Source organism: Sphingobacterium bovisgrunnientis (assembly GCF_009829085.1).
Taxonomy (GTDB): Bacteria; Bacteroidota; Bacteroidia; order Sphingobacteriales; family Sphingobacteriaceae; genus Sphingobacterium; species Sphingobacterium bovisgrunnientis.
Genome location: NZ_WUQY01000030.1, coordinates 1 through 21,990, shown reverse-complemented (window position 1 = coordinate 21,990; position 21,990 = coordinate 1). Strand labels below are relative to the sequence as shown.

Below are 21,990 nucleotides of genomic sequence, written 5' to 3'. Positions count from 1 at the left end.
TTTCAAACAAAATCTACTTATTGACATTGGATTAATAATCCATTTGGATTACGTAAACTAAGGACAGAAATAGTTACTTTTGTTTATATAATCGTATAATAATCAAATTTTATACTACGTGGCAAAGCTCAAAATCAACTACATTGATAATAAATTACAAAGCGACTCCACCATACTAAAATATGGAATGCTCGTTTTGACTGTTTTTCTAATTTGTTTGTTTTTACCAAAACAACCTCGATTCGAATACGAATTTCAAAAAGGAAAAGCTTGGAATCATGACAATCTTGTGTCTCCTTATAATTTTGCGATTAACAAGACCAAGGAAGAATTAGATCGCGATAGACAACACATCCTGAAAACAGTTCAGCCTGTCTACAATCTACATCAAACTGCAAGCAAAGAACAAATCGATCTTTTCACAACTGACATCGCCGAAAAATGGCAAAGCAGCCAAATGGATACTGTCCCAACATTGGATATCCAAAAATATAAAGCAAAAGGTGTTGAGCTCTTAACGTATATATACAATCGTGGTGTGCTATCGCTAAATAACAGGTATCAAAATAAAGGTGAAGATGCCGAGAAAGTTAGCGATACCGAAGCAAACTATAATTTCACACTGATAGATAATAATCTTGCTACGCAAAAAAATACAGCAGATTGTTTCACCATTGAATCAGCTATAGATTATACACACAATGCACTTTCAAAAGACGCTACTATCGTCAAAAAGCGTTGGCTCGAAGAGGTTTTGAAAAATTACATTACGGTAAACTATATTTTCAATGAGTCATTAACCAATAAAATAGAACAAACTGCGCTGAGCAATATTTCTACCACGCGTGGAATGGTGCAGAAAGGTGAATTAATAGCCGAAAAGGATAAAATCGTCAATAATGACACTTACCAGAAACTCGAATCACTACGTAAAATATTTGAAGACGAAGCACGTATTTCGGGTGACAAAACTTATGTAGCTTTTGGACATTTTTTAGTAGTCGGACTGGCAATGAGCTTGTTGATGGTGTTTTTATACTTTTTCAGAAAAAACATATACAACAATAACCGTTTGTTGGCGATTATTTACATTGTCATAATCGGAATGTTGGGCGTGTTTTCTTGGGCGTTGCATTTGCGCGTTTCTAGTTTGTATTTTATCCCCTATTGTGGCGTACCTATCATATTTCGAATACTTTTTGACACGCGTGTCGCACTGAACATTCACCTCTTAATGGTATTGATTACCGCATTGTTTGTACCAAATAGTTACGACTTTGTGTTTTTGCAATTTATGTCGGGGTTAGTGGCGATTTATAGTATCAAAACTATGGTGAAGCGCGAGCAGTTTTTGATTTCCAGCTTACTGATTCTAGCGACCTATATTATTGGGCACATCGGCTTAGTTTTGACACGTAATGGTTCCTTGGGCAGTATTTATTGGGGAGATATCCTTCCCTTCTTTGTCAGTGTCGGCTTGACATTACTCGCTTATCCGTTGATTTATGCATTTGAAAAGCTTTTTGGTATTGTCTCAGATTTGACCTTAATGGAATTAACTAACTCCAATTCCAAGTTATTACGCGAACTTTCATTAAAAGCTCCTGGAACTTTTCAACACTCGTTACAGGTTGCTAATCTTGCGGAAGCTGCAATTTATAAAATCGGAGGTAATTCATTACTGGTTCGTGCAGGCGCACTATACCACGATATCGGTAAAATTGTAAATCCGCTTTACTTTATTGAAAACCAAAAAACGGGTACGAATCCACATACGGAATTGACCTCCGAGCAAAGTGCCCAAATTATTATTTCGCATGTACTCAAAGGCATTGAGATAGCGAAACGTCACCAATTGCCTGATGTGATCATTGATTTTATCAAAACGCATCACGGTACCACTCGCGTGGATTATTTTTACAATGAATTTATTCAAAACAATCCTGATAAATTAGTCGACGAAACATTATTTCATTATCCTGGACCTATTCCTTCATCAAAAGAAACAGCCGTGTTGATGTTGGCCGATTCTGTTGAAGCTGCAGCGCGATCACTAAAAGAGCCAACTAAAGAATCAATTAGCAATCTGGTAGACAAAATTGTTGACCATAAATTGTCCCAAAAGCAATTCAGCAATGCAGATATTACACTAAAGGATATCTCTGATGTCAGCACTATTTTCAAAAATATGCTCATGAGTATTTATCATGTGCGCATTGACTACGATATCACAAAACGAAAAGAGCAATCTAGCTAAAAACTATTATTATTGACTTTCAGATTGTTAATAATAAACAACAAAAAAATATTTAAAAAAGTCGCTTTAAAGTTTGTAGAATCGATTTTTTGATTTATGTTTGCAGTGTCGAAACACGGAGAGATGCCTGAGTGGCCGAAAGGAACAGTTTGCTAAACTGTCGTACTGGAAACGGTACCGAGGGTTCGAATCCCTCTCTCTCCGCCAAGACAAGTTTTAAAGCTTTTAAAAAAGCTCAAAAAACTCCTAAAAACCTGCAAAACAATGATTTGCAGGTTTTTTTTATTTTAAACCTCTCCCATAATTTTCAGAAATACTCCTAAAAGCTATGGCAGATGTATGGCAATAATCTACCTCCCTAAAATTGCCACGAATACCACAATAAATATTTGATTTACAACATATTCACCTTATAAACATCTTGACTGAGACACTGATTTGATCGATATTTATTCACTTAATAAATTATGATATGATGAACACAAACATCTCTATCACATTCTTTTTAAAAAATTCCCAAAATAATGAGGATGAGTATTAACTAGATTGAATTGATCTTTTATATGAAAGGCTTAATTCATTTACAATAATGTTTTCGTTTGTTTTTAGGAGTTCTTTAAAGTCTAAAAAAGTTTGCATGGTCTAACGCTTTAAGGTGAAAAAATTAATTAACACCGATTTTCCACGAGAAAATAGATTGACCAAGCAAAAGAAATCTTTAAAAAAAATAAATGCAGTGAGGAGGCTCCGTTCTATAAGAACGGATACCCATTTTTATTAAAGATTTATTGGGTGTGGAAGCCAGAATCGCAGGGGCGCGTAAATCTGGCGAAGTAACTTTGGTTTAAATAATAGTAAAGTCACCTACTTTTTAGTTCAACTAAACAATTTAATTCCCTATATCTATCATTAGAATTATATAGTATAATAAATATTTTAGACGTTTAGAGTATTTTTCCCTTTAGACTAATATATTTTCTATTATTATTTTGTACATATTATGAATATATTTTTAATTTTACCAAATGAGAATGACAGTAATGTTATAAGTTTTCTTTTCTAGCTTAATTTCTAAGCAATGCGCTTTTTTATCTAAAGCGTGTATTTTATTTATTCTTTAATAATAACAAATCAATTTGAAAAGAATATACCTTTTCTTATGAGTTGATTATCATATAATATAATTATGTCAGATTTACTAAAATCTAAAGATATTGATCATTTTATACATAATGGTTTTGTACGTATAGATAATGTATTTGGACGAGATATAGCAGATGCAGCATTAAACATTCTTTGGAATGACCTTCTATATGATCGTTCAAATACCTTTACATGGAATGAACCTGTAATTCGTTTAGGCATGTATACTAATGAACCCTTTGTTGCATCAGTAAACACCCCCAAGTTACATCACGCATTTAATCAGCTTGTCGGAAAAGACAAATGGATTGCTTGTCGAAATGTAGGAACTTTTCCTATAAGATTTCCTGCTTGCACCCATCCTATTGATACAGGCAAACACGTTGATGCTGCATTTCCAGGAAATGACCCTAACAATTATTTTGAATGGCGCGTTAACATTAAATCTAAAGGAAGAGCATTGCTTATGTTGGTTTTATATTCCGATGTTAGTGTGTATGGTGCACCAACAATTATATTTGAGCGTTCACATATAGATGTTGCAAAATTATTATCTAATGAAGGTAATTTAGGTCTTTCCTTTATGGAATTAGCCACTAAGTTGGAGGAGCTTCCAAAAAGAAAAGAAGTATTTGCAACTGGTAAAGCAGGTACTGTTTATCTTTGTCACCCTTTTTTGGTGCATTCAGCTCAGCCTCACATAGGAACTAGTCCTAGATTTATGGCCCAGCCACCATTGCTCTTAAAGGAAGAATTGTCAATTTATGAGTCTAATAGAGAACATTCTCCTCTTGAAAAGGCTATTCTATTAGGGTTGGTATAATTACATTAATTTACATAAAGAGGTTGCTCATATGCAACCTCTTTGAACTAATTATTTAACATAATAATATTAATATAAAATTTCAAATAACGAAGTCATAAAATAAATATAATCAATTGATATTCTATATGTTAATTAAAGCTATATAACATTAATTAACTCTTGAATATGCATCCTGATCAAAATAAAATATACAACCATGATGATTTCGTAAGATTGTTGAAGGCCATTCTGTAGACAATTTACCTTTTAATGTCTGTTCTACCGCTCGAGACTTATGCGTCCCTAATACAACACAAAACAAATATTTAGCTGAAAGTAATGTCGGGATGGTAAGTGTAATAGCCGTTTTTGGGACATCTTCAATTCTACTAAAACAACCATCTATGACTTGCTGTTCCTTACAAGAATAATCTAACTCTACTTCTTTTACAACAGCAGGATCATTAAAATCAGCAACAGGAGGATCATTAAAAGCTAAATGACCATTTTGGCCAATACCCAAGCAAACTATATCAATAGGTTCAACATCAATTAAAGAAGAAATCCTTTCTATCTCCTCCTCTACACCTCGAGAGGGATCAATGAGATTTACCTCTTTGAAAGGAACCTTTGTAAATAATCTTTCATTCAAGAAAGAGGAAAATAATGCAGGAGATTGAGAATCGAGCCCAATATATTCATCCATATTAAATGCAACCACCCTTGACCAATCTATTTTTTGTGAGTTCCTTAAATACTTCAGCATATAATCCTGAGATGGAGCCGCAGCAAAAATGATCCGGATATATTCCTTTTCTTTTTGCAATTCCACAATTTTGTTTTCTATATCTTTCCCTGCCTCATACCCAGCAAGTTTACTCGTTTGAAATACCTTAATATTATCTTCTACAATAAACATAATAAACATCTATACAAAGCTTTTTAGCTTTGCTATTTTCTAAATAATAAATTGATAAATTTTAACCTTCGAACTTTACACTGTCAATTACGATCTCTTGTTCTTGCAACGTTTTAGGCATCTGTCCTCTAAATAACCACAGGTTGATTTTCAATCGCTCTTCCTTATCCGATGGAATATCTCCACCCATATAGTCCCATTTGTGTAATACATTTGACACTGCGCTATTTTGTGACAAACTCTCGAAAGAAATTTTGTTCTTTTGCCAATTGAAACTATGCGTGGTAGGTCCTAAATCACTTGGTATATCAAACCTTACTTTGTTTCCATTTTTACCCGAAGGCTGCACAGCAAACTGCGTATTCATATTATCACTTACGGACCATTTAGAAAATTCAATATCTATTTCTTCTGTATCGGTCAGATAAGTAAATAACCCAGCAACGACATTATCATCTAATTTGGAAACATCTGAGTTAATGAAAAAAGTATACTTTCCATAACTCAGGGAATTTCTCAATGTTATTCCAGAACAATACCATTGACCTCCCTTCTGTGTAATTTTCAGGTGTAACTTACCCTGATTATCCACCCAAACATTATCCTCAGAATCTGAAAATAAATTGGGTCCTGGTCCTTCTTTAGCCGATTTAGTTTTCCGTACAATCCAATCGTAGCCAGAAAATTTAATTATTCTCTCCGAGGGAGTAATAATTTGATTTTCTTCTGGGGTACTCCTCTTATCACAATTAGTGAATAAAAGGAGTACCAATACAGAAAGTGTTGTGTTTAATAAACTCATGCCCCCCCCTTAGTTAGCAACAGTTTTTAAGATTATATTCTCTAGAATAGCTCCCGCTCTATCTCTTGCCGTAAGTACAACATTATTTGTTCCTGTAGCATTGCCATCATGAATGAACACGATATTATTCAAATCAATATCCAGCTGCGAGAATCTACTTCCTTGTTTTAGAACTTCCGCTCCTTTGACCAACCATCCAAAACTTGGTAATTCTTCAATCGTATAAATTATATCTGCAGCTGTTGCTCCAGAAACGAGTAAATTCGCTTGATCCAATACTACGACGTCTCCCTTTGCCATGCTGATGTCCTTCACATGCTCTAATTCTAGTTTAGAGTTACCAGAGGCAAGCGTTGCTATAATCATTGGAGGAGCTAAAGTTGGGTGTTCTTTGGACGCAATTTCATCCGTTTCATCCGACATATACTGTCCATCCAACATAAAAGAAACTAAAGAAGATGGATTTGCTGATTTGTAATAATCCGTTATATCGAAATTAAACTTAGTAGCTTTACTACTTTTCAAAGTTGCTATTCTTGGCGTATTAGGAAATACAGCATTATTAAATTTTAAAGACGATTCCGTCCAATCCGTACTTGGCGTTACGTAAAGATCAAAGTCCACCCCTTTACCATGTGAAAAGGATACAGAAAGTTGCATTTGCATATCTGTTACAACACCTTCTTTTTTGAAATCACTGAAATCAAACATTAAGAAACCTTTTCTATCATAATCCCCGTCATTAGTAACATTCTTAATTTTAATCAATGTATTTGTTCCAAAGTTCACTCCAGCTTCGGCTCCTCCGTTTACGTATGTATCGTGTTTTGCAAAGATCGTATCTTGAACCAGATCTGGATTTGGTGCATTGGCGTCTCCTGTAGGAGCTGAATAGTAGACAATATTATTGACTACATGAATTACGCCATTATTTGCTACTAAATTTGATGTTCGAATCTGCCACTGAATTTTTGTTTTTTCGTTTATTAATCCCACGAATGTACTCGTATGTGAAAGAAACATTTGTTGACCATTTTTAGTAGGATACGCTATAGGGCGGTTACTGGCAAATAAATCAGGATTATTAAAATTCACTACATCCTCTACAATATGGTATTTCAGGACATTCCTTAAAATTGGAAGCGGAATATCTCGTAGGCTTGCGTAATTATTTTCTTTGAGGTAAACTCTGAAAGCTGCATTATTAGGAACGATAAACGTTAAGCCATCTTCATTGTCGTATATTGAACTTAAACCTGCAATTTCGATAGCTTCTTTCATTAACGAAAGAGAATCTGTCGTTGAAATAAACTCTAATGTAGTTTGATTTAATTTTGAATTATCTGGCGATGGCGTATATTCAAAGTTGTCTTGTATTTCACAGCTTACCAAAAATCCTAAACTTGCTATCGATAATAACATTAGAAATCGATATGTTTTTATGATTTGTATCATAATAGTTCGTTTTATTAGGGTTGATAAATATTATTTGTAAAACTCATTTTGCTCTAGATTCGGATTTCTAAGAATAGTGGTTTCAAAAATTGGCCACACTATATTTCTTTCATCCGATAATCCATTAATAGGTCTCATTGTAGGAATAGCAAGCCCTGTTCGAACAAGATCAAACCAACGGTGTCCTTCGAAGCTTAATTCTATAGAACGTTCATGCAAAATTGCACCTACCAAAGATCCATATAGATTATTTGCAGAAGATGCATCCATTACTTCCAAACCTGCACGACGGCGAATTTGATTCAGTAAAGCAAGTGCTTCGTCATTCTGATTTAAATTGGCATGAGCTTCTGCTTTTAACAAAATAATATCCGACAGTCTTGTTAATACGATATTATTGGAAGAAGGGTCCGCACTTTCGTCATTAAAACCTTCGCCAAAAAATTTCCAAATCTTACGGGGCTGAGCCTGAGTAACATCATAAATTTTTTCTTTGCGCAGATCCCCCTCTTCTATGGAAGCAATAAACTTCGCGCTTGGCACATAATCACTATCTGAACCTAAAGCATAAAGTACGCGCAGCGCATTGGTCTGTGTTTCATTATACCCCACCTCAAAAATACTTTCTGCGGAACGACCCATGGTAAAAATATTATTCCAATCGCTGATTGACACCAATGAATGTCTGTTGCCTGTGATAATTCGATCTGCTACTTCTATAGCTTTGTCATATCTTTTTTGCCACATATATAAATGTGTTAGAAATGCCTGTGCCGCAGATTTGGTAAAAAGGACTTTATCCCTGTCGCCTGTATAGTTATCAGCGCAATTTTCTGCTGCGAATAGTAAGTCTTCTTCTACTTGTTTTAATACATCGGCTGATGGTGTACGGGCAACAAAGATATCCTGTTCAACACTTTCATAAGGCTCAGTAATTAGTGGCACATCGCCCCAAATACGAGTCAAATAAAAGTAGGCTAAACCTCGCAAACCTCTCGCCTGTCCCAAAAGCTGGTTTCGCAAGGGACTATCTTCTGTTTGAAAAACAGTAGGTGTATATTTTATAGCATAATTAGCTCTGGAAATCAACGTATAGAAGTTGTCCCATTTGGCCGAATTAATGATTGGTGTTAGCGCATTTTGCTGCAAAGCAAAAGGATCCCCAGAATGTCGTGTGGTCACATTGTCTGCCCTACCCTCTCCCCAATACGCAAAATTCAAACGCATGGTAGATTGTAAACTGTTATATATTCCGTTTACACCAGCTTGTGCATCACTTGCTTTCTTATAGAAACCTTGTCCCGAGAAGCTACTAATGGGGTCTTTATCCAACAGAGAGTCAGAACATCCATAGCTAAGAACACTAATTATTGCTGCACCTAATATAGATTTTATAGTAATTTTCATAATTCTCAATTTTAAAGTCCTAAGGATAAACCAAACATGAATGAACGATTCTGTGGATAAGAACCTTCATCAACCCCTACGCGAAGTCCTGAATAAGAATTCACATCTGGATCATACCCTGTATACTTTGTCCAGGTAATAAGGTTAGTTGCCGTTACGAACATATCCAGCTTTCTCAATCCTATTTTATTTATCCATTGAGAATTAAACGCATAGCGAAGATTCACATTTTTGAGTTTCAGGTATGAGCCATCTTCAACCCATCTACTTTGCACTCTACTGTCAGACTGCTTAGGATCGTTACGTATTAATCTTGGGAAATTCGTGACATCACCCTGCTCACGCCATCTGTTTAGGGCATCTGTCGAAAGATTGTTATAACTTACAATGGAATTACGTTGATGATTTAATTCACTATAAATTTCATTTCCATATGAATACTGTAAGAAAACATTTAACGAGAAATTTTTGTAAGAGAAGTCATTCGAAAAACCTCCGAAAAATTTAGGTTCTGCATAACCAATAATTTCACGGTCATCCTGATTAATGATATTATCACCATTGACATCTTTCCAAATAGGATCTCCACCAACATATTTAGGCCCGTTCGCTCCATTTATAACGTTATTTACATTGTCCTCGTCACGAGCATACACCCCTTGAAATCTCCATCCATAGAATACGCCAATAGGTAAGCCTTCCTGCAAAATGTGATAAGTTCCATTTTGAATAAATCCATTGGTTAATAGTTCATTTGGAAGAGAAGTAACTTTATTACGATTAAAACTGATATTAAAATTAGAATTCCATTTAAAGGCATTCACTAAGTTTCGAGTCTGAAGACCAATCTCTAGACCTCTATTTTCTATGTTACCAATATTTTGTGTTATAAACTCGAAACCTGTTGTATTAGGTATTGGAACGTTATACAGAAGGTCTCTTGTTTTCTTTAGGTAATAGTCTGTAGTCAGGAGAATTCTGTTATTCACAAATCCTAACTCCAATCCTAAGTTATATTGGGTAGTTGTCTCCCAAGTTAAACTTGCATTAGGCATTACAGTAGGTGCAGCACCTGAAAAATCCAAGTAGTTTGTACCTAAAGTAAATTCACCTTGAGAAGTATAATCTCCGATAGCCTCATTACCTGTGCTACCCACACTAAATCTCAACTTACCATCACTTAACCAGCCCAATGACTGAATAGGCTCCTCATCGACAAATCTCCATCCCACTGAAGCTGAAGGGAAGTATCCAAAACGTTTTTGTCTACCAAAACGAGAAGAACCATCAGAACGCATGTTTAACTCCAGCATGTACTTGCTCATGTAATTATACGTCATACGTCCAAAATAGGACAACATCGCGTGTTCTGAGCCCACATTCACGCCTTGATTGGAAATGACGGATGCAGCATTTAGTGTTCTGATATCATCACTTGGAAAATACATACCATCTAAGCCAGTACGGTCATATCTCCAATTTTGAAAACTCATCCCCAATACAGCTCCAAAATTGTGCACATCGTTCACTGATTTATTGTAAGTGAAATAACTCTCATTACCCCAAGTTAGGTTTGTTGTGCTACGAGTAGCACCCGTATTATACCCTTCTCTATAATCTAAAATTGATGGCATAAACTCATCTTCTTTCATCGCAATGTAGTCTATGTTAAAGTTCGTACGGAACTTTAAATCCTTTAGTATATCTATTTCAGCATACTGACTTCCTATCAGCCTGTTACTTTTCCCTAGATTTGTAGCATACAAAGCCATCCCTACAGGATTTCTTTGACCAATCATATAACCATTAATAGAACCATCAGGCAAATACATGGACATATTAGGCGGTCTAACCAGCATACTTCTAATGATACTTAAGTTTCCTGTACCCGCCGCATTGATTCTATTATTCACCCCATTGGTATAGGAAGCACTTTGCCCCACACGAATTCTATCTGAGAGTTTGAAATCCGTATTGATTCTTGACGTAAATCTTTTAAAATTAGAGTTTATAACTATCCCATCTTGATCAAGGTACGAAGAACTCCAAGCGAATCTATTTGATTCATTTCCGCCTCGTACAGAAAAATCAACCTTATTCTCTCTCGCGGTACGCATGAGTTCGTCTTGCCAATTCACATCCCCATTATTCATAGGACTCAATGAATCTATAAGCGTGTAATAGGGTTCTTCTGGAATTGCCAAAGCGGCATACGATTCTAAAACTGCATCTCTATACTGACGAGCATTTAAGACACTTAAGAAACGTGTAATTGAGCTAACTCCAGTTGTGGCATTAACCTGAATTTCTGGTTTCCCTTCAGCACCTCTTTTTGTCGTTATCAAAACAACACCATTAGCCGCTCTTGAACCATAAATGGCTGTCGAAGCTGCATCTTTTAATATCTCAATAGAGGCGATATCGTTTGGATTGATATCAGCAAGTGGATTAAGCCCGAAATTCTGCGTTCCATTTAAAGAACTAACAGAACCTGATTCAATTGGAATACCATCCACCACAAACAAAGGATTGTTACCTGAATTCAAGGAAGAATTACCTCTTACACGTATAGTCATCTCACCTCCAGGTGCACCAGAGTTTGAGGTTACTTGCACACCTGCTGCTCTACCTTGCAATATAGAAATAGGATCCTGCAGTGTAGTTTTTTGAATCTCCTCAGAACCTACAGATACAATAGAACCTGTCACATTTCTTCTTTTTTGTGTACCATAACCTACTACCACTGTTTCTTCGATTGTATTGATAGTAGAGGTGAGATTAATTGTGTATTCAACTTGGTTTCCAATTCTAAAGGAATATTCCAAATATCCTACCGAAGTAACCACAACAGTGTTACCCACAGTAACATCACTGAAAGTGAATTGACCATTTTGATCTGTTGAACTGGTTCTTCCAGATTCAACCACTTTGACGCTCACCCCGGCTATTGGCTGAGAATTGGAAGCATCTAATATTTTTCCGCGAATACTTTTTTGCTGCGCAAAAACTACAGAATTGAGAAGAACCAAGGAAAAAATAATTAACGATATAATTTTTGTCAAACAAGAATTAAATATCCTAGGTAGATAGTTAGTAGTTAAAACCATAATTCTGATTTTAAGTTTATAATAAATTAGTTTACAACTCTAAGATAGAAATAAATTTTTATTGTGCAAACATTTGCACAATAAAAATTATATATTGAACTATAAATAACAATCTAGTATATATAACAATGCAATTGTTTGCACAATTATTAATCATGCAATATTTTTGATTCCCTATATATTTAATTTATCTTAGCTTAGACAAACTTTAAAATGAAAAAATCAGACTCAAGACGTTTAACAATTAAAGATTTAGCCAAAGAGTTAAACCTTTCTTCTTCGACTATTTCGAGAGTTCTCTCTAACAACCCTCGTATTAGTGAGGCAACCAAGAAATTAGTCAATGACAAAGTCAAAGAGTTAGGTTTTTCATTAGATCCCATTGCTTCCAGTTTTAGAAGTAAGAAGACTAAATCCATCGGTGTTGTAGCTCCAAGAATTGATGTAGATTTTCACTCCAAAGTAATTAGCGGAATAGAAGATTATGCTTCCGAATTAGGTTATCAAATCACTATATTTCAATCGAAAGATTCGTATTTAAAAGAAAAAGAGATTTTAAAGCTCTTAGAAACTTCTATGGCTGCAGGTATTATTATATGCCCATCCCTAGAGACACAAAAAGTTGATCATTTAAAAAAAGTAATCAAATCAAACATTCCTCTAGTATTATACGATAGGCCTATCGACAATCTAGATACAAACATTGTATGTATAAATGATTATCAAGCATCATACAATGCAACTAAACATCTTATAAATACAGGATGTAAAAGAATCGCTCATATATCTGGAAATCTGAATGTAAATATCTTCAAAAAAAGATTTGAGGGGTATAGATCAGCCTTGTTTGATAACGACTTGCAATTTGAAGATGATTTATTATACCAAACACATAATTTGTCTTACCATGAAGGGTTAGTTGCTGCCGAGAAGCTTTCCAAATTGATTATTCCTATTGACGGAATAGTATGTGCCAATGATTATACTGCATCTGCTGCTGTGCAGTTATTTAAAAAATTAAATATTGCTATACCAGAACAAGTTTCTATTATAGGATTTAGTAATTATCCTATTTCAACCATTATAGAACCTAATATTTCAACTATCGATGACAATGCATACGATATGGGAAATATTTCAGCAAAAATTTTAATACAACAAATCGAAGATAAATATCAGAAAAAAATTGACTACCAAGAGATACTTGTCAAAACAGATCTTATTATTAGAGATAGTACAAAAAATTTAAAAAAATAAATGCTCCAAAATGGAGCATTTATAATAGCTTATATTTTCCAGCTCTTTATATTATACCCGTAAAATGCATAAAACACAAGATATACATAACAAGGAATAAGTACCCAGTAAGCCAACTGTAATCCATATGTATCTGCAAAATAACCATATATCATAGGCATTATAGCATTGCCACACAAAGCCATAACCAATAAAGATGCGCCTATCTTAAGAAATTTTCCTAAATTATTTAATGCTAATGGCCATACGCCCGCCCAAATCATAGAATTCGCAAACCCGAGTGCTACTAAAAACCATACAGACACATCCGTTGTATGACTTAGAAAACTAACATTACCTGAAGCATATATTACAGCTAACGAAAAAATCAGTCCTAAACAAGTACAAAGTCGTAAAGCGAATAACTGGGTTATGACCTTGGGGATAAAAGTTATTCCCAGCAAATACCCCAGTATTGTTGTTGTTAACGTATAGGAAGGAAACGATTTTGCTTCTATAAAGTTTAAGCCATAATGTTGAGCATAAGTAATTACACTGTCCACAGCAATAACCTGTGATCCCACATGAAAAAAAATAGCTATACTTCCTAATACAAGGTAAGGAAATGATAATACTGACTTTTTTGAGCTATTATCTCTTTGTTCATCTATTTCTTTATCACTATCAATTTCTGGTAAAGGAGAATATTTCACAAGCAGTCCTAGTGCAATAAGTATAAAGCCTATAACCATATAAGGAACCACTACTCTACCTACTAGTTCATCCAAAGCAGCCTCTTTTTGCACCAATGGCAGCACGGATAGATTTTCAAAAAAGCTTTTGTCCTCAGGTTTTAGAATGATTGCTGCAAATAATAATGGCGCTATAATTCCAGCAACTTTATTACTTATACCCATTATACTAAAACGCTGAGCTGCACGTTCCTTGTCTCCAAGAATAGTAACATAGGGATTGGCGGCTGTTTGCAAAATAGACAAGCCCACTCCCAATGTAAATAAACCTGTTAGAAACACCCCATATATACGGTAAGCTCCAGCAGGAATAAATAGAAACGCGCCAATAGCCATCATAAAAAAGCCCAGCATCATTCCAGCCTTAAATCCAAAATATTTCAAAATATATCCCGAAGGTATCGCCATGACCAAATAGGCAATGTAAAAGGCAAAAGCTACTAAATAGGAATCAAAATTACTCAAGTCAAATGCTATTTTGAAATAGGGAATTAAAATGGCATTTACCCAAGTCACAAAACCGAAAACAAAGAATAGCACAGCAATAATTATCACTGAGATTACTTTTTGCTGAGCGGTTAATTGATCGACACGTATTGGATTATGGATGTTTTTCTTCATAACTTTTAATTAGGATACATGAAATAAGCGGGTAAACTACCATCGCCAATATCGTTAAATACTTTAAAAACCATATTTTTAGTTGGCTTGATTGGTCCAGTGTATTTTTTACTTTTTAAAGTAGGGATACTGCCATCTTCAGTAAAATATATGCTGAAACCTGGCAAATCAACATTGGCATACAACCTATCTCCTATTAATGCCACACCTGGGGTTGGAACTCGATATTTATACCCCTGCTTATAATATTGAAGTCTTTTAAGCTCCTGATTACCTACGATGCCAAAAAACTCGTTTAAACTTCTATTGTAAGAACTATTAATAGAATCCTCATCCAAATTTTCCCATTCTGGAGCAGGTCCCCAAGCTCTTTCCGCAAAGGACAGAAGGCGTGGAAAGATCATTTTTTCCATCTGTTCTTCACTTTTTATTGTTTCAGACCATAATAATGCCTGTATCCCCACAATGTTGCTTTTACCTTGTTCAGTTAATTTTTCATGATTTTCTAATGTATTTATGGGTAATTTTCGACCTAACCAGTCCATTTGCTGATTTTTCAAGTAATTAAAGGGGATAAAACTAAAAGGTCTTTCCAAATCAATAAATCCACCCCAATAAAAGCCTTGCTCATTAAAACTTTTATGATAGGACATATCCATATAGAAATTGCTTACAAAAGACAATTTAACTTTATACCCTAAATTTGCAAGCTTGTAAGCTAAATCTTCATTACCAGTTAGATTATTCCAAACATTTAAATGGATATTCTTATTCGCTAATCCTTTATCAGCAAACCACTTTTTTCTTCCTGTTTCCGTCACGCCTCTTTTCATACCCACTTCCTCCCAGCCCGACAAATACAAACCTCTAGCATTTAATATATCATATAATTTATTAAAATGACGAACCCATAAATCTTCGACAGTTTTAATATTCGAGTCTTCATTTTTTAATTTTTCGAAGGCAGGAGAACCTTCCCAAACACCATTTGGAACTTCATCTCCCCCAAAATGAATAGTATTCAGCGGCACATTTATAGATTTATAAATTCCGATGATATCATCGGTAACCTGTTCCAAAAAATTATATACTGAACTTAAAGAGACATCCATGACATTATCATTCCATTTCTGTACGCTTGAATATTTAGAGGTATCTCCTGCGGAATAAAGCAAGTATTTTTCAGCTTCATTACGGTCTTTATCTTTCAATCTCTCAAATCTATATTGCATAGCCTTCACTGCAGCTCTTGCATGTCCCGGAGTTTCTATTTCCGGTATGACCTGAACATGTCTTGTATTTGCATACAATAAGATTTCTTTAAAATCTTGTATAGAATAATATCCAGTACCACTATTTTTATTCGTAGGTCCTGATCCATAAGAGGGAGGAAGTGACGAAGAAGAAATATATGCATGCGAACGCACAGAAGAAACGGAAGTAAGTTCTGGAAAAGATGGCAATTCTAACCTCCAACCTTCATCATCATTAAGGTGAAAATGCAGGGTATTTATTTTATAAAAGGAAAGAATGTCAATGAGTTTAAGAATCTGCTTCTTTGACTGAAAATTTCTAGCGACATCAATCATAAAACCTCTACTCGCAAATCTTGGTTCATCGTACACTTCAACGCAAGGAATATGTATTACATCTTTTTTCCCTGACTTGTAATCTTCAGGTTTTATTAAGGATTTTATGGACTGTATAGCATAAAAAGCTCCTTTTCCGCAACTTGAAGTCACTACAATGGAATCTTTAGTGACCAAAAGTTTATAAGCTTCTTCTTGAAGGGTTTCATCTAGTTTAAACTTGATTACATCTTTGGATCTCAATTTTTTGTGAATAGAAAAATTAATACTAAACAATTCTCCCAATTCAGACATGAAGTAATCTATTTCATTAGTGAATAACCCTCCTCCTAGTATAGTGGTAGAACCTGTTAAGGCAAAATGATCTACACCTAACATGAACTTGGATGGTGTAGGAAATATTTTTCCAGGCTGCACACTATGAGAAGCCGCATATCTTTTATTCTTCTCAAAAATCAAATCAGGGGTCATTTCCACATCGTTCGCAACCCTATAAAATTTCTTCTTATCTACTGGCTCTAGCCTTTCCACCTCGCCTAATTGCGTAATTTTTCCATTATCCCAGGCAATATAAAATCCCTGCGGAGAATCATTAAAATTTACGATCCATGATTTAGATACTATTTGCAGTTCTAATTCTTCGCCAGGAGCTAATGGCTTAAAAGAATCATTGGGCGTCAATACAAACAAGTCTCCGTTGATGTGTTGTATATCCAAAACAGGATTAGGGGTGTTGGGTTCAAAAATTCGAATAAAATTGAAATATAGCTTCCATCCGCTCTTGGCAAGAACGGTTTTGCCTTCATTCTTAAACACAATTCGGGATAACGCCTCTTCTTTTCCATTGTAATTATTTTCCAAAGGTTGCCAAGAAACTTTAATGCTAACATCTGAACCACTTTGTGAAAATCCTACAGAGGTCATTACTGACAAGAAAACAACAATATATGCTAATATCTTCATAAATAATTTACTTTGAATTCTTACTTAACCGATCATACAGCAATTTAATTTTACTGTTGCGCAATTCGTTTTCCTGTCTGATTTCAGCAGGAAAAAGATAGTTTTTATGCAATCTGTTAAACTCTTTATTTTTATTTGAATTGGCTAAGTGTTTTAACTGTGTAAGTATCTGTGGAATTTCATCTGAATTAAAGTCTTTTGAATTAAGCTTTTCTTCAATTACCATATATTTTAGATAATCAGATCGAATCTCGGACATTAAAACATAATGTGCATACTCATCCTTATTGCTCTTAGGCTTCAAACTTTTCAAATTATTTACCACCCACAATGCACTATCTGCCATTGTTTTAATTGCTGGTCCACCAACACTAACCACCCCTTGATTTATTTCGTAAGGATTGGCTTTAAGTGCTTTCCAGAATAGTTGAGATTCAGAATCTTTAAATCCATACCGGTGATTAGCATATTGCAGTACAAACTTTTCTACATCTAATGCGCCTGGAATCTTAAGTGATTCAAAATAGGCTTCCATAAGCATATTAAAACCATTCAAAGGATATACTCGACGTATTGGATATAACTCTACTAAATCTTTTGGGCTTTCCCACACACTTGAATAAAGACCAGATGTAGACCATGAAGTCATAATGATTCCTTTATAATTAAACTCCTTGGCTAGAGGTATGAAATCTCTAATATTTTTAAAGTGTTTTTCCCATTGCGTGACAAAATAATTATCTGGATGACTGCGAATTGATGGTGCACCCCAAATTTCAAATCCAGAATTCAATAAATTACTATGCTTACCAAACATATTAATGTCCCAACCATAATTCCAATCAATGAATATGGTTTGCTTTGGCAAGCCTTTCAAAGCATCTGGATATTTCATCGCGATATCAGCCCAAATCACAGGACGTTTACCCAGAGAAACTACTAATTCACACAATAATTTTATATAATCACCATATAAACGCCCTTTCCCCACCTCAGCTACTTTTTTTTGAGACTCTTTTGAGTGACCCAATAGGTAGGTCTCATCACCTCCAATATGTATGTATTCTGATTTGTGGGTCGATAATAAATCGGAATATAAATCTCTAAAAAGTTCTTTTGCCAACTCTTCCTTTAAAGGATTTATCTGAGAAAAATCTTTTTGATCTTCTCTCAGCTCTTTATATTTATAATGTCTTAGAATATACTCTACGTGACCAAAACTTTGCTGCAGCGGTATTACGTCAATACCCAAATTCTCACAATAGGCAATAAAATCTACAATTTGATCTCGTGTATAAGCATATTGATTTGGAATCAATGGATGTTTTTCAAAAGGATATGTTGCTTCCCATTCCATTACCAGGGTATTAATTCCTCCTTGATGTAGTTGTGTGGCCAACTTTTTCAAAGCATCGATCTTCATGACTTGCACTCTCAGATCCAAATGAAAGCCTTGAATGGGAAATTTTTTCTCTTGACCGACCGAAGCCTTATAAGAGAGCACATAAAAAAGAAGAATTAAATAAAGTAATAGCTTTTTCATAATAAGGAAGTTTATAGTATTTTCAAATTAATTATCGTAGTATTTATAATTGTACTGGCTTATAATATCGATTGGCATGAACGTTTTCTGTACCCCTTTCTTTCCAAACTTTACGTAATTAAAAAGTGAGAGTAGTGCTTGATACCCCTGTTGTATGGGTTTATGACAAATCAAAAAATCAATGACATTTTCCTCTAAATACTGCAGGTTATCCTCTAAATAGTCAAACCCAATTAAGAGAATACCTTCATAAAGTCCTCTAGATCTCAAATAAGATGCAACACTTGACACCCTCGAATTGGTCACAAATATTACTTTAACTTTATGATGTTCAAAAAAATAATGCAGTTCACGATTTATAATCTCACTTTCTGTCGATCGGATATCTAGCGTATGGATCTCTCGTTCTTTAGGCTTTCTAAAATAAGATTTTAACGCTTCCTGTTTGATATAAAGATGATGTTCAGGATATAATTCCTTGGAGATATTCACAATCAAAATAGAATCTTGAGGCGCAGATGAATATTGTATCAAATTTGCTGCAACTAGACCACTTTGATGGAGGTCTGGACCAAAATACCCTATAGCATGAGCTTGATTAAGGTCAGAATTTATGAACACATAAGGAATTGAATTTTCCTCACATTTAGAGATCAATGCCAGAGTTTGTTCTTTAAACATGGGCGCTATAAGCAATCCGTGCAATTCTTTAAAATTTAAAGTTTCCTGCAATACATTAAATGAGGTAATATCATTTTGGTCAAATAATAGGATTTCAACTTCTATTCCATAATTTTTAACTTCTTCAATTGCATTGCGTATACCTTGCAATGGAGCTTGCCAATAGGTAGATTCCTTCGATGATCTTGGGATGATAGCTTTGAAATATTTTATGTTCTTTTTGGTTAGAGATTGCGCAATAATATTAGGTTCATAATTATATTGCTTGATTATCGCTAATATCTTTTCCTTTGTCTTTAATGACACACCTTCCCTATTATGCAACACTCTGTCCACCGTACCGATAGAAACATTTGCCAATTTAGCTATATCCTTTACACCTAAACTTTTAAGATTCATTCGAACTAAAACTTAATTTGTTGTACTTAACATATCCTTCCACGATTGACAAATAGACATCTATATTCTCATCAAAAACCACCACATCCGCATCATATCCACTTTCTATCAAACCTTTACGATGCGCTAGCTTCATAATACGAGCGGGATTTACGGTTATCATTTTTATTACCTCAGGCAAAGATGCTTTAGTATTTTGTAGGAAAGTCCGAACCAGCAAATTTGCTGTTGCAATGCTTCCAGCAAATGCAGAGCGATCGACCAGCTTAGCAACGCCATCCTCTACAATTACATCAATGCCATCCTGCAAACTTCCCAAAATACTTTTGTTAACTTGGGTTCCAGCAGCGCGCATAGCATCAGTAATTAAAACTATTCTATCTGCACCTTTTATTTTGTAAATCAATTCCAGTAAAGGTCTAGGTAAATGTACTCCATCGGCAATAACCTCTACATCCATTTCTTCTATTAGATAACAGGCTTCCACAGCACCAGCATATCGGTGAGCATTCTTTCTTGTCACGCCTAGCATCGCTGAATAAAAATGAGTTGCTAAACGATATCCGTGGTCAAAAGCGAGTTTTATATCATCATACAATGCCTCAGTATGGGCAAAGGCTGCGATGATTCCTCTTTCAGTAAGAAAATCTCCGAATTCTAATGCGCCTAGTAATTCAGGGGCCGCACTCCATCTTATAATATGAGGACTCATTTCCACTATACGAGAATATTCTTTGTAATCCGGATTGCGAATATATTTGGGATCCTGAGCCCCGCGCTGGTTGATAGCAAAATAAGGACCTTCTAGGTGAAGACCTAAAAATTTAGAACCGTTAGCATTCTGTAGATTTGCCTGTTCATAAACAGCCAAGACTTTTTCTAAATGTTCTGAATCCGCAGTTAATGTTGTGGGACACATACTTGTGGTGCCATATTTAATATGTGTATTTGCCACTCCCAAAAAAGATTCAATATCTGCATCCATAAAATCATACCCACCACCACCGTGAATATGAATATCTATAAAACCTGCAGATATATATTTGTTTTCTACATTTATCCTAGTTGTACCTTCACAAACCTCAATGATTCCAACGCCATAATCCTTGATTATACCACCTTCAATGAAGCAATAAGCAGATTCCAATATTCCCTTTTCGGTAATTAACCGACCATTATATAGCAGTAATTTTGTCAAGACTTTAAGTTTATAATTTCGTGTACGTACACGAAAATAATAAATATTTTTAAATATTATAACAACAAGTCATATATTTTCATATTTAATGACTTATAATTCCCCAATATAACCCTGGTGGTAATTGTCTAATATGTACTAAAAACAATATCTAAATGTTATATTAGATAACTTTAATTTCTAATTTGGGGATGGGGATATATTTAACCATTTTTTTAATCTCAAAATTTTAAAAGTATTTTACCCTACTTTTTCACCAAAGCTTTTATGGATATGAGATATTAAAGTCACCTTCATTTCATCTAAAAACTTTGTGTGACTAACTAATTTTCGTCTAATAATATCAATAAACATACGGTATGCTTGACCTAAATCCGTATTTAAGCTACTTTCTAACCAGGATATAATTTCTCCAAGTTCTGCATTTCCCCCATTTATTCTCTTAGAGTGATATAATCCATATGCTAATTCTACAAGTTCAATTTTATTTCCAGACCACCAGCGTCTTTGTAATAATAACTCTTTTTCCATTCTATCTATATCGTTCCTTTTGTCTAAATGTTTTACTTTTCGTACAAGACAATCACGTAACATTTCGTAGGCTTTAAATTTGGCAAATAGGTAGTCTAAACTACTTGAAAAACTATTTGGGATAACAGTGAGTTTTAGTTCTGCTGGTAAGAATTTCAAATTCCTACTTAAGAAAAATTCCCTATCTCTACTGTTGTCGTCAGCCAAATAATATTGGTAGTAAAGTGCATACCGTTTAAAAAATCTGTTTATAACTTTCAACTCATGCTGATAATACTTTTTTATTATATCATCTGTACTTATTGGTATCATACTTATGACATAATGAAGTTCAATAATATAAATATGCCAGCTATGAAATTTAGGCTTGATATATTTAAAGAAATACATTTCAGTTTGTTCATCTTCAAAGGGATTAGATTTCAATGAAATTTGAAGATCAGTCAAAGTTTCAGTAGTAATTGAATATTCCGGACCATACTACACCACCATTCCACAGCAAAGTGGTTCTTCGTCAATTTTGGTGAATCATGCTGATTTTGCAAGTATCATTTTCCTCAATAGCTGAAATCCTGCCCTTCC

Annotated in this window: 14 protein-coding genes and 1 tRNA gene; 4 read left to right on the top strand and 11 right to left on the bottom strand. The window is 34.6% G+C overall.

The genetic code is table 11. The annotated features are described in order from the left end of the window. The first annotated feature begins 118 nt into the window (after positions 1–118). From GOQ16_RS13460 to GOQ16_RS13450, 3 genes are all read left to right on the top strand, one after another. Positions 119–2,257, top strand: coding sequence for an HD family phosphohydrolase (locus GOQ16_RS13460; protein ID WP_160069759.1), 2,139 nt, complete (start codon positions 119–121; stop codon positions 2,255–2,257). Between the two features lie 117 nt (positions 2,258–2,374). Further along, positions 2,375–2,464 (top strand) — tRNA-Ser (locus GOQ16_RS13455). Positions 2,465–3,443: 979 nt separating this feature from the next. Continuing rightward, a complete protein-coding gene (locus tag GOQ16_RS13450) occupies positions 3,444–4,223 on the top strand; it encodes a phytanoyl-CoA dioxygenase (RefSeq protein ID WP_160069758.1) in 780 nt (259 codons plus the stop codon). A 151-nt stretch (positions 4,224–4,374) separates the two neighbouring features. Here the strand turns inward: GOQ16_RS13450 and GOQ16_RS13445 are convergent, their stop codons facing one another. The 5 genes from GOQ16_RS13445 to GOQ16_RS13425 all read right to left on the bottom strand — a co-directional run bounded on the left by GOQ16_RS13445 (position 4,375) and on the right by GOQ16_RS13425 (position 11,817). After that, complete coding sequence (locus GOQ16_RS13445; protein ID WP_160069757.1) at positions 4,375–5,124, bottom strand: 6-phosphogluconolactonase; 750 nt, start codon at positions 5,122–5,124, stop codon at positions 4,375–4,377. A 61-nt stretch (positions 5,125–5,185) separates the two neighbouring features. Beyond that, entirely contained in the window at positions 5,186–5,926 is a 741-nt protein-coding gene (locus GOQ16_RS13440) for a glycoside hydrolase family 16 protein (RefSeq protein WP_160069756.1), read from the bottom strand. Positions 5,927–5,935: 9 nt separating this feature from the next. Then, entirely contained in the window at positions 5,936–7,348 is a 1,413-nt protein-coding gene (locus GOQ16_RS13435; RefSeq protein WP_240141047.1) for a CBM96 family carbohydrate-binding protein, read from the bottom strand. Between the two features lie 63 nt (positions 7,349–7,411). Continuing rightward, positions 7,412–8,788: a RagB/SusD family nutrient uptake outer membrane protein gene (locus GOQ16_RS13430; protein WP_160069754.1), complete on the bottom strand. Its 1,377-nt coding sequence runs from the start codon at positions 8,786–8,788 to the stop codon at positions 7,412–7,414. A gap of 11 nt (positions 8,789–8,799) precedes the next feature. Continuing rightward, entirely contained in the window at positions 8,800–11,817 is a 3,018-nt protein-coding gene (locus tag GOQ16_RS13425; protein WP_240141046.1) for a SusC/RagA family TonB-linked outer membrane protein, read from the bottom strand. Positions 11,818–12,108: 291 nt separating this feature from the next. Between GOQ16_RS13425 and GOQ16_RS13420 the strand changes: the two genes are divergently transcribed. Further along, on the top strand, positions 12,109–13,152 hold the full coding sequence (locus GOQ16_RS13420) for a LacI family DNA-binding transcriptional regulator (RefSeq protein WP_160069752.1): 1,044 nt from the start codon (positions 12,109–12,111) through the stop codon (positions 13,150–13,152). Positions 13,153–13,181: 29 nt separating this feature from the next. Here GOQ16_RS13420 and GOQ16_RS13415 read toward each other — a convergent pair whose 3' ends face one another. The 6 genes from GOQ16_RS13415 to GOQ16_RS13390 all read right to left on the bottom strand — a co-directional run bounded on the left by GOQ16_RS13415 (position 13,182) and on the right by GOQ16_RS13390 (position 21,855). Next, on the bottom strand, positions 13,182–14,504 hold the full coding sequence (locus GOQ16_RS13415) for a sugar MFS transporter (RefSeq protein WP_160069751.1): 1,323 nt from the start codon (positions 14,502–14,504) through the stop codon (positions 13,182–13,184). Between the two features lie 5 nt (positions 14,505–14,509). After that, positions 14,510–17,056 (bottom strand): family 20 glycosylhydrolase, encoded by a 2,547-nt coding sequence (locus GOQ16_RS13410; RefSeq protein WP_160069750.1) that lies wholly within the window; start codon positions 17,054–17,056, stop codon positions 14,510–14,512. Positions 17,057–17,063: 7 nt separating this feature from the next. Next, on the bottom strand, positions 17,064–18,599 hold the full coding sequence (locus GOQ16_RS13405) for a beta-N-acetylhexosaminidase (RefSeq protein ID WP_160069749.1): 1,536 nt from the start codon (positions 18,597–18,599) through the stop codon (positions 17,064–17,066). Between the two features lie 27 nt (positions 18,600–18,626). Continuing rightward, the gene (locus GOQ16_RS13400; protein WP_160069748.1) at positions 18,627–19,679 is read right to left on the bottom strand and encodes a LacI family DNA-binding transcriptional regulator; all 1,053 of its coding nucleotides are present in this window, start codon (positions 19,677–19,679) and stop codon (positions 18,627–18,629) included. After that, positions 19,669–20,877, bottom strand: coding sequence for an N-acetylglucosamine-6-phosphate deacetylase (gene nagA, locus GOQ16_RS13395; protein ID WP_160069747.1), 1,209 nt, complete (start codon positions 20,875–20,877; stop codon positions 19,669–19,671). Before nagA ends, GOQ16_RS13400 begins: the two co-directional genes overlap by 11 nt. Before the next feature lie 240 nt (positions 20,878–21,117). Beyond that, entirely contained in the window at positions 21,118–21,855 is a 738-nt protein-coding gene (locus GOQ16_RS13390; protein ID WP_160069746.1) for an RteC domain-containing protein, read from the bottom strand. Positions 21,856–21,990 lie beyond the last annotated feature (135 nt).

Bases quoted from the DNA above. Each gene is read 5' to 3' on its own strand.
- GOQ16_RS13450 (WP_160069758.1), top strand. From the start codon at position 3,444: ATGTCAGATTTACTAAAATCTAAAGATATTGATCATTTTATACATAAT.
- GOQ16_RS13445 (WP_160069757.1), bottom strand. From the start codon at position 5,124: ATGTTTATTGTAGAAGATAATATTAAGGTATTTCAAACGAGTAAACTT.
- GOQ16_RS13440 (WP_160069756.1), bottom strand. From the start codon at position 5,926: ATGAGTTTATTAAACACAACACTTTCTGTATTGGTACTCCTTTTATTC.
- GOQ16_RS13435 (WP_240141047.1), bottom strand. From the start codon at position 7,348: ATGTTATTATCGATAGCAAGTTTAGGATTTTTGGTAAGCTGTGAAATA.
- GOQ16_RS13430 (WP_160069754.1), bottom strand. From the start codon at position 8,788: ATGAAAATTACTATAAAATCTATATTAGGTGCAGCAATAATTAGTGTT.
- GOQ16_RS13420 (WP_160069752.1), top strand. From the start codon at position 12,109: ATGAAAAAATCAGACTCAAGACGTTTAACAATTAAAGATTTAGCCAAA.
- GOQ16_RS13415 (WP_160069751.1), bottom strand. From the start codon at position 14,504: ATGAAGAAAAACATCCATAATCCAATACGTGTCGATCAATTAACCGCT.
- GOQ16_RS13410 (WP_160069750.1), bottom strand. From the start codon at position 17,056: ATGAAGATATTAGCATATATTGTTGTTTTCTTGTCAGTAATGACCTCT.
- GOQ16_RS13405 (WP_160069749.1), bottom strand. From the start codon at position 18,599: ATGAAAAAGCTATTACTTTATTTAATTCTTCTTTTTTATGTGCTCTCT.
- GOQ16_RS13400 (WP_160069748.1), bottom strand. From the start codon at position 19,679: ATGAATCTTAAAAGTTTAGGTGTAAAGGATATAGCTAAATTGGCAAAT.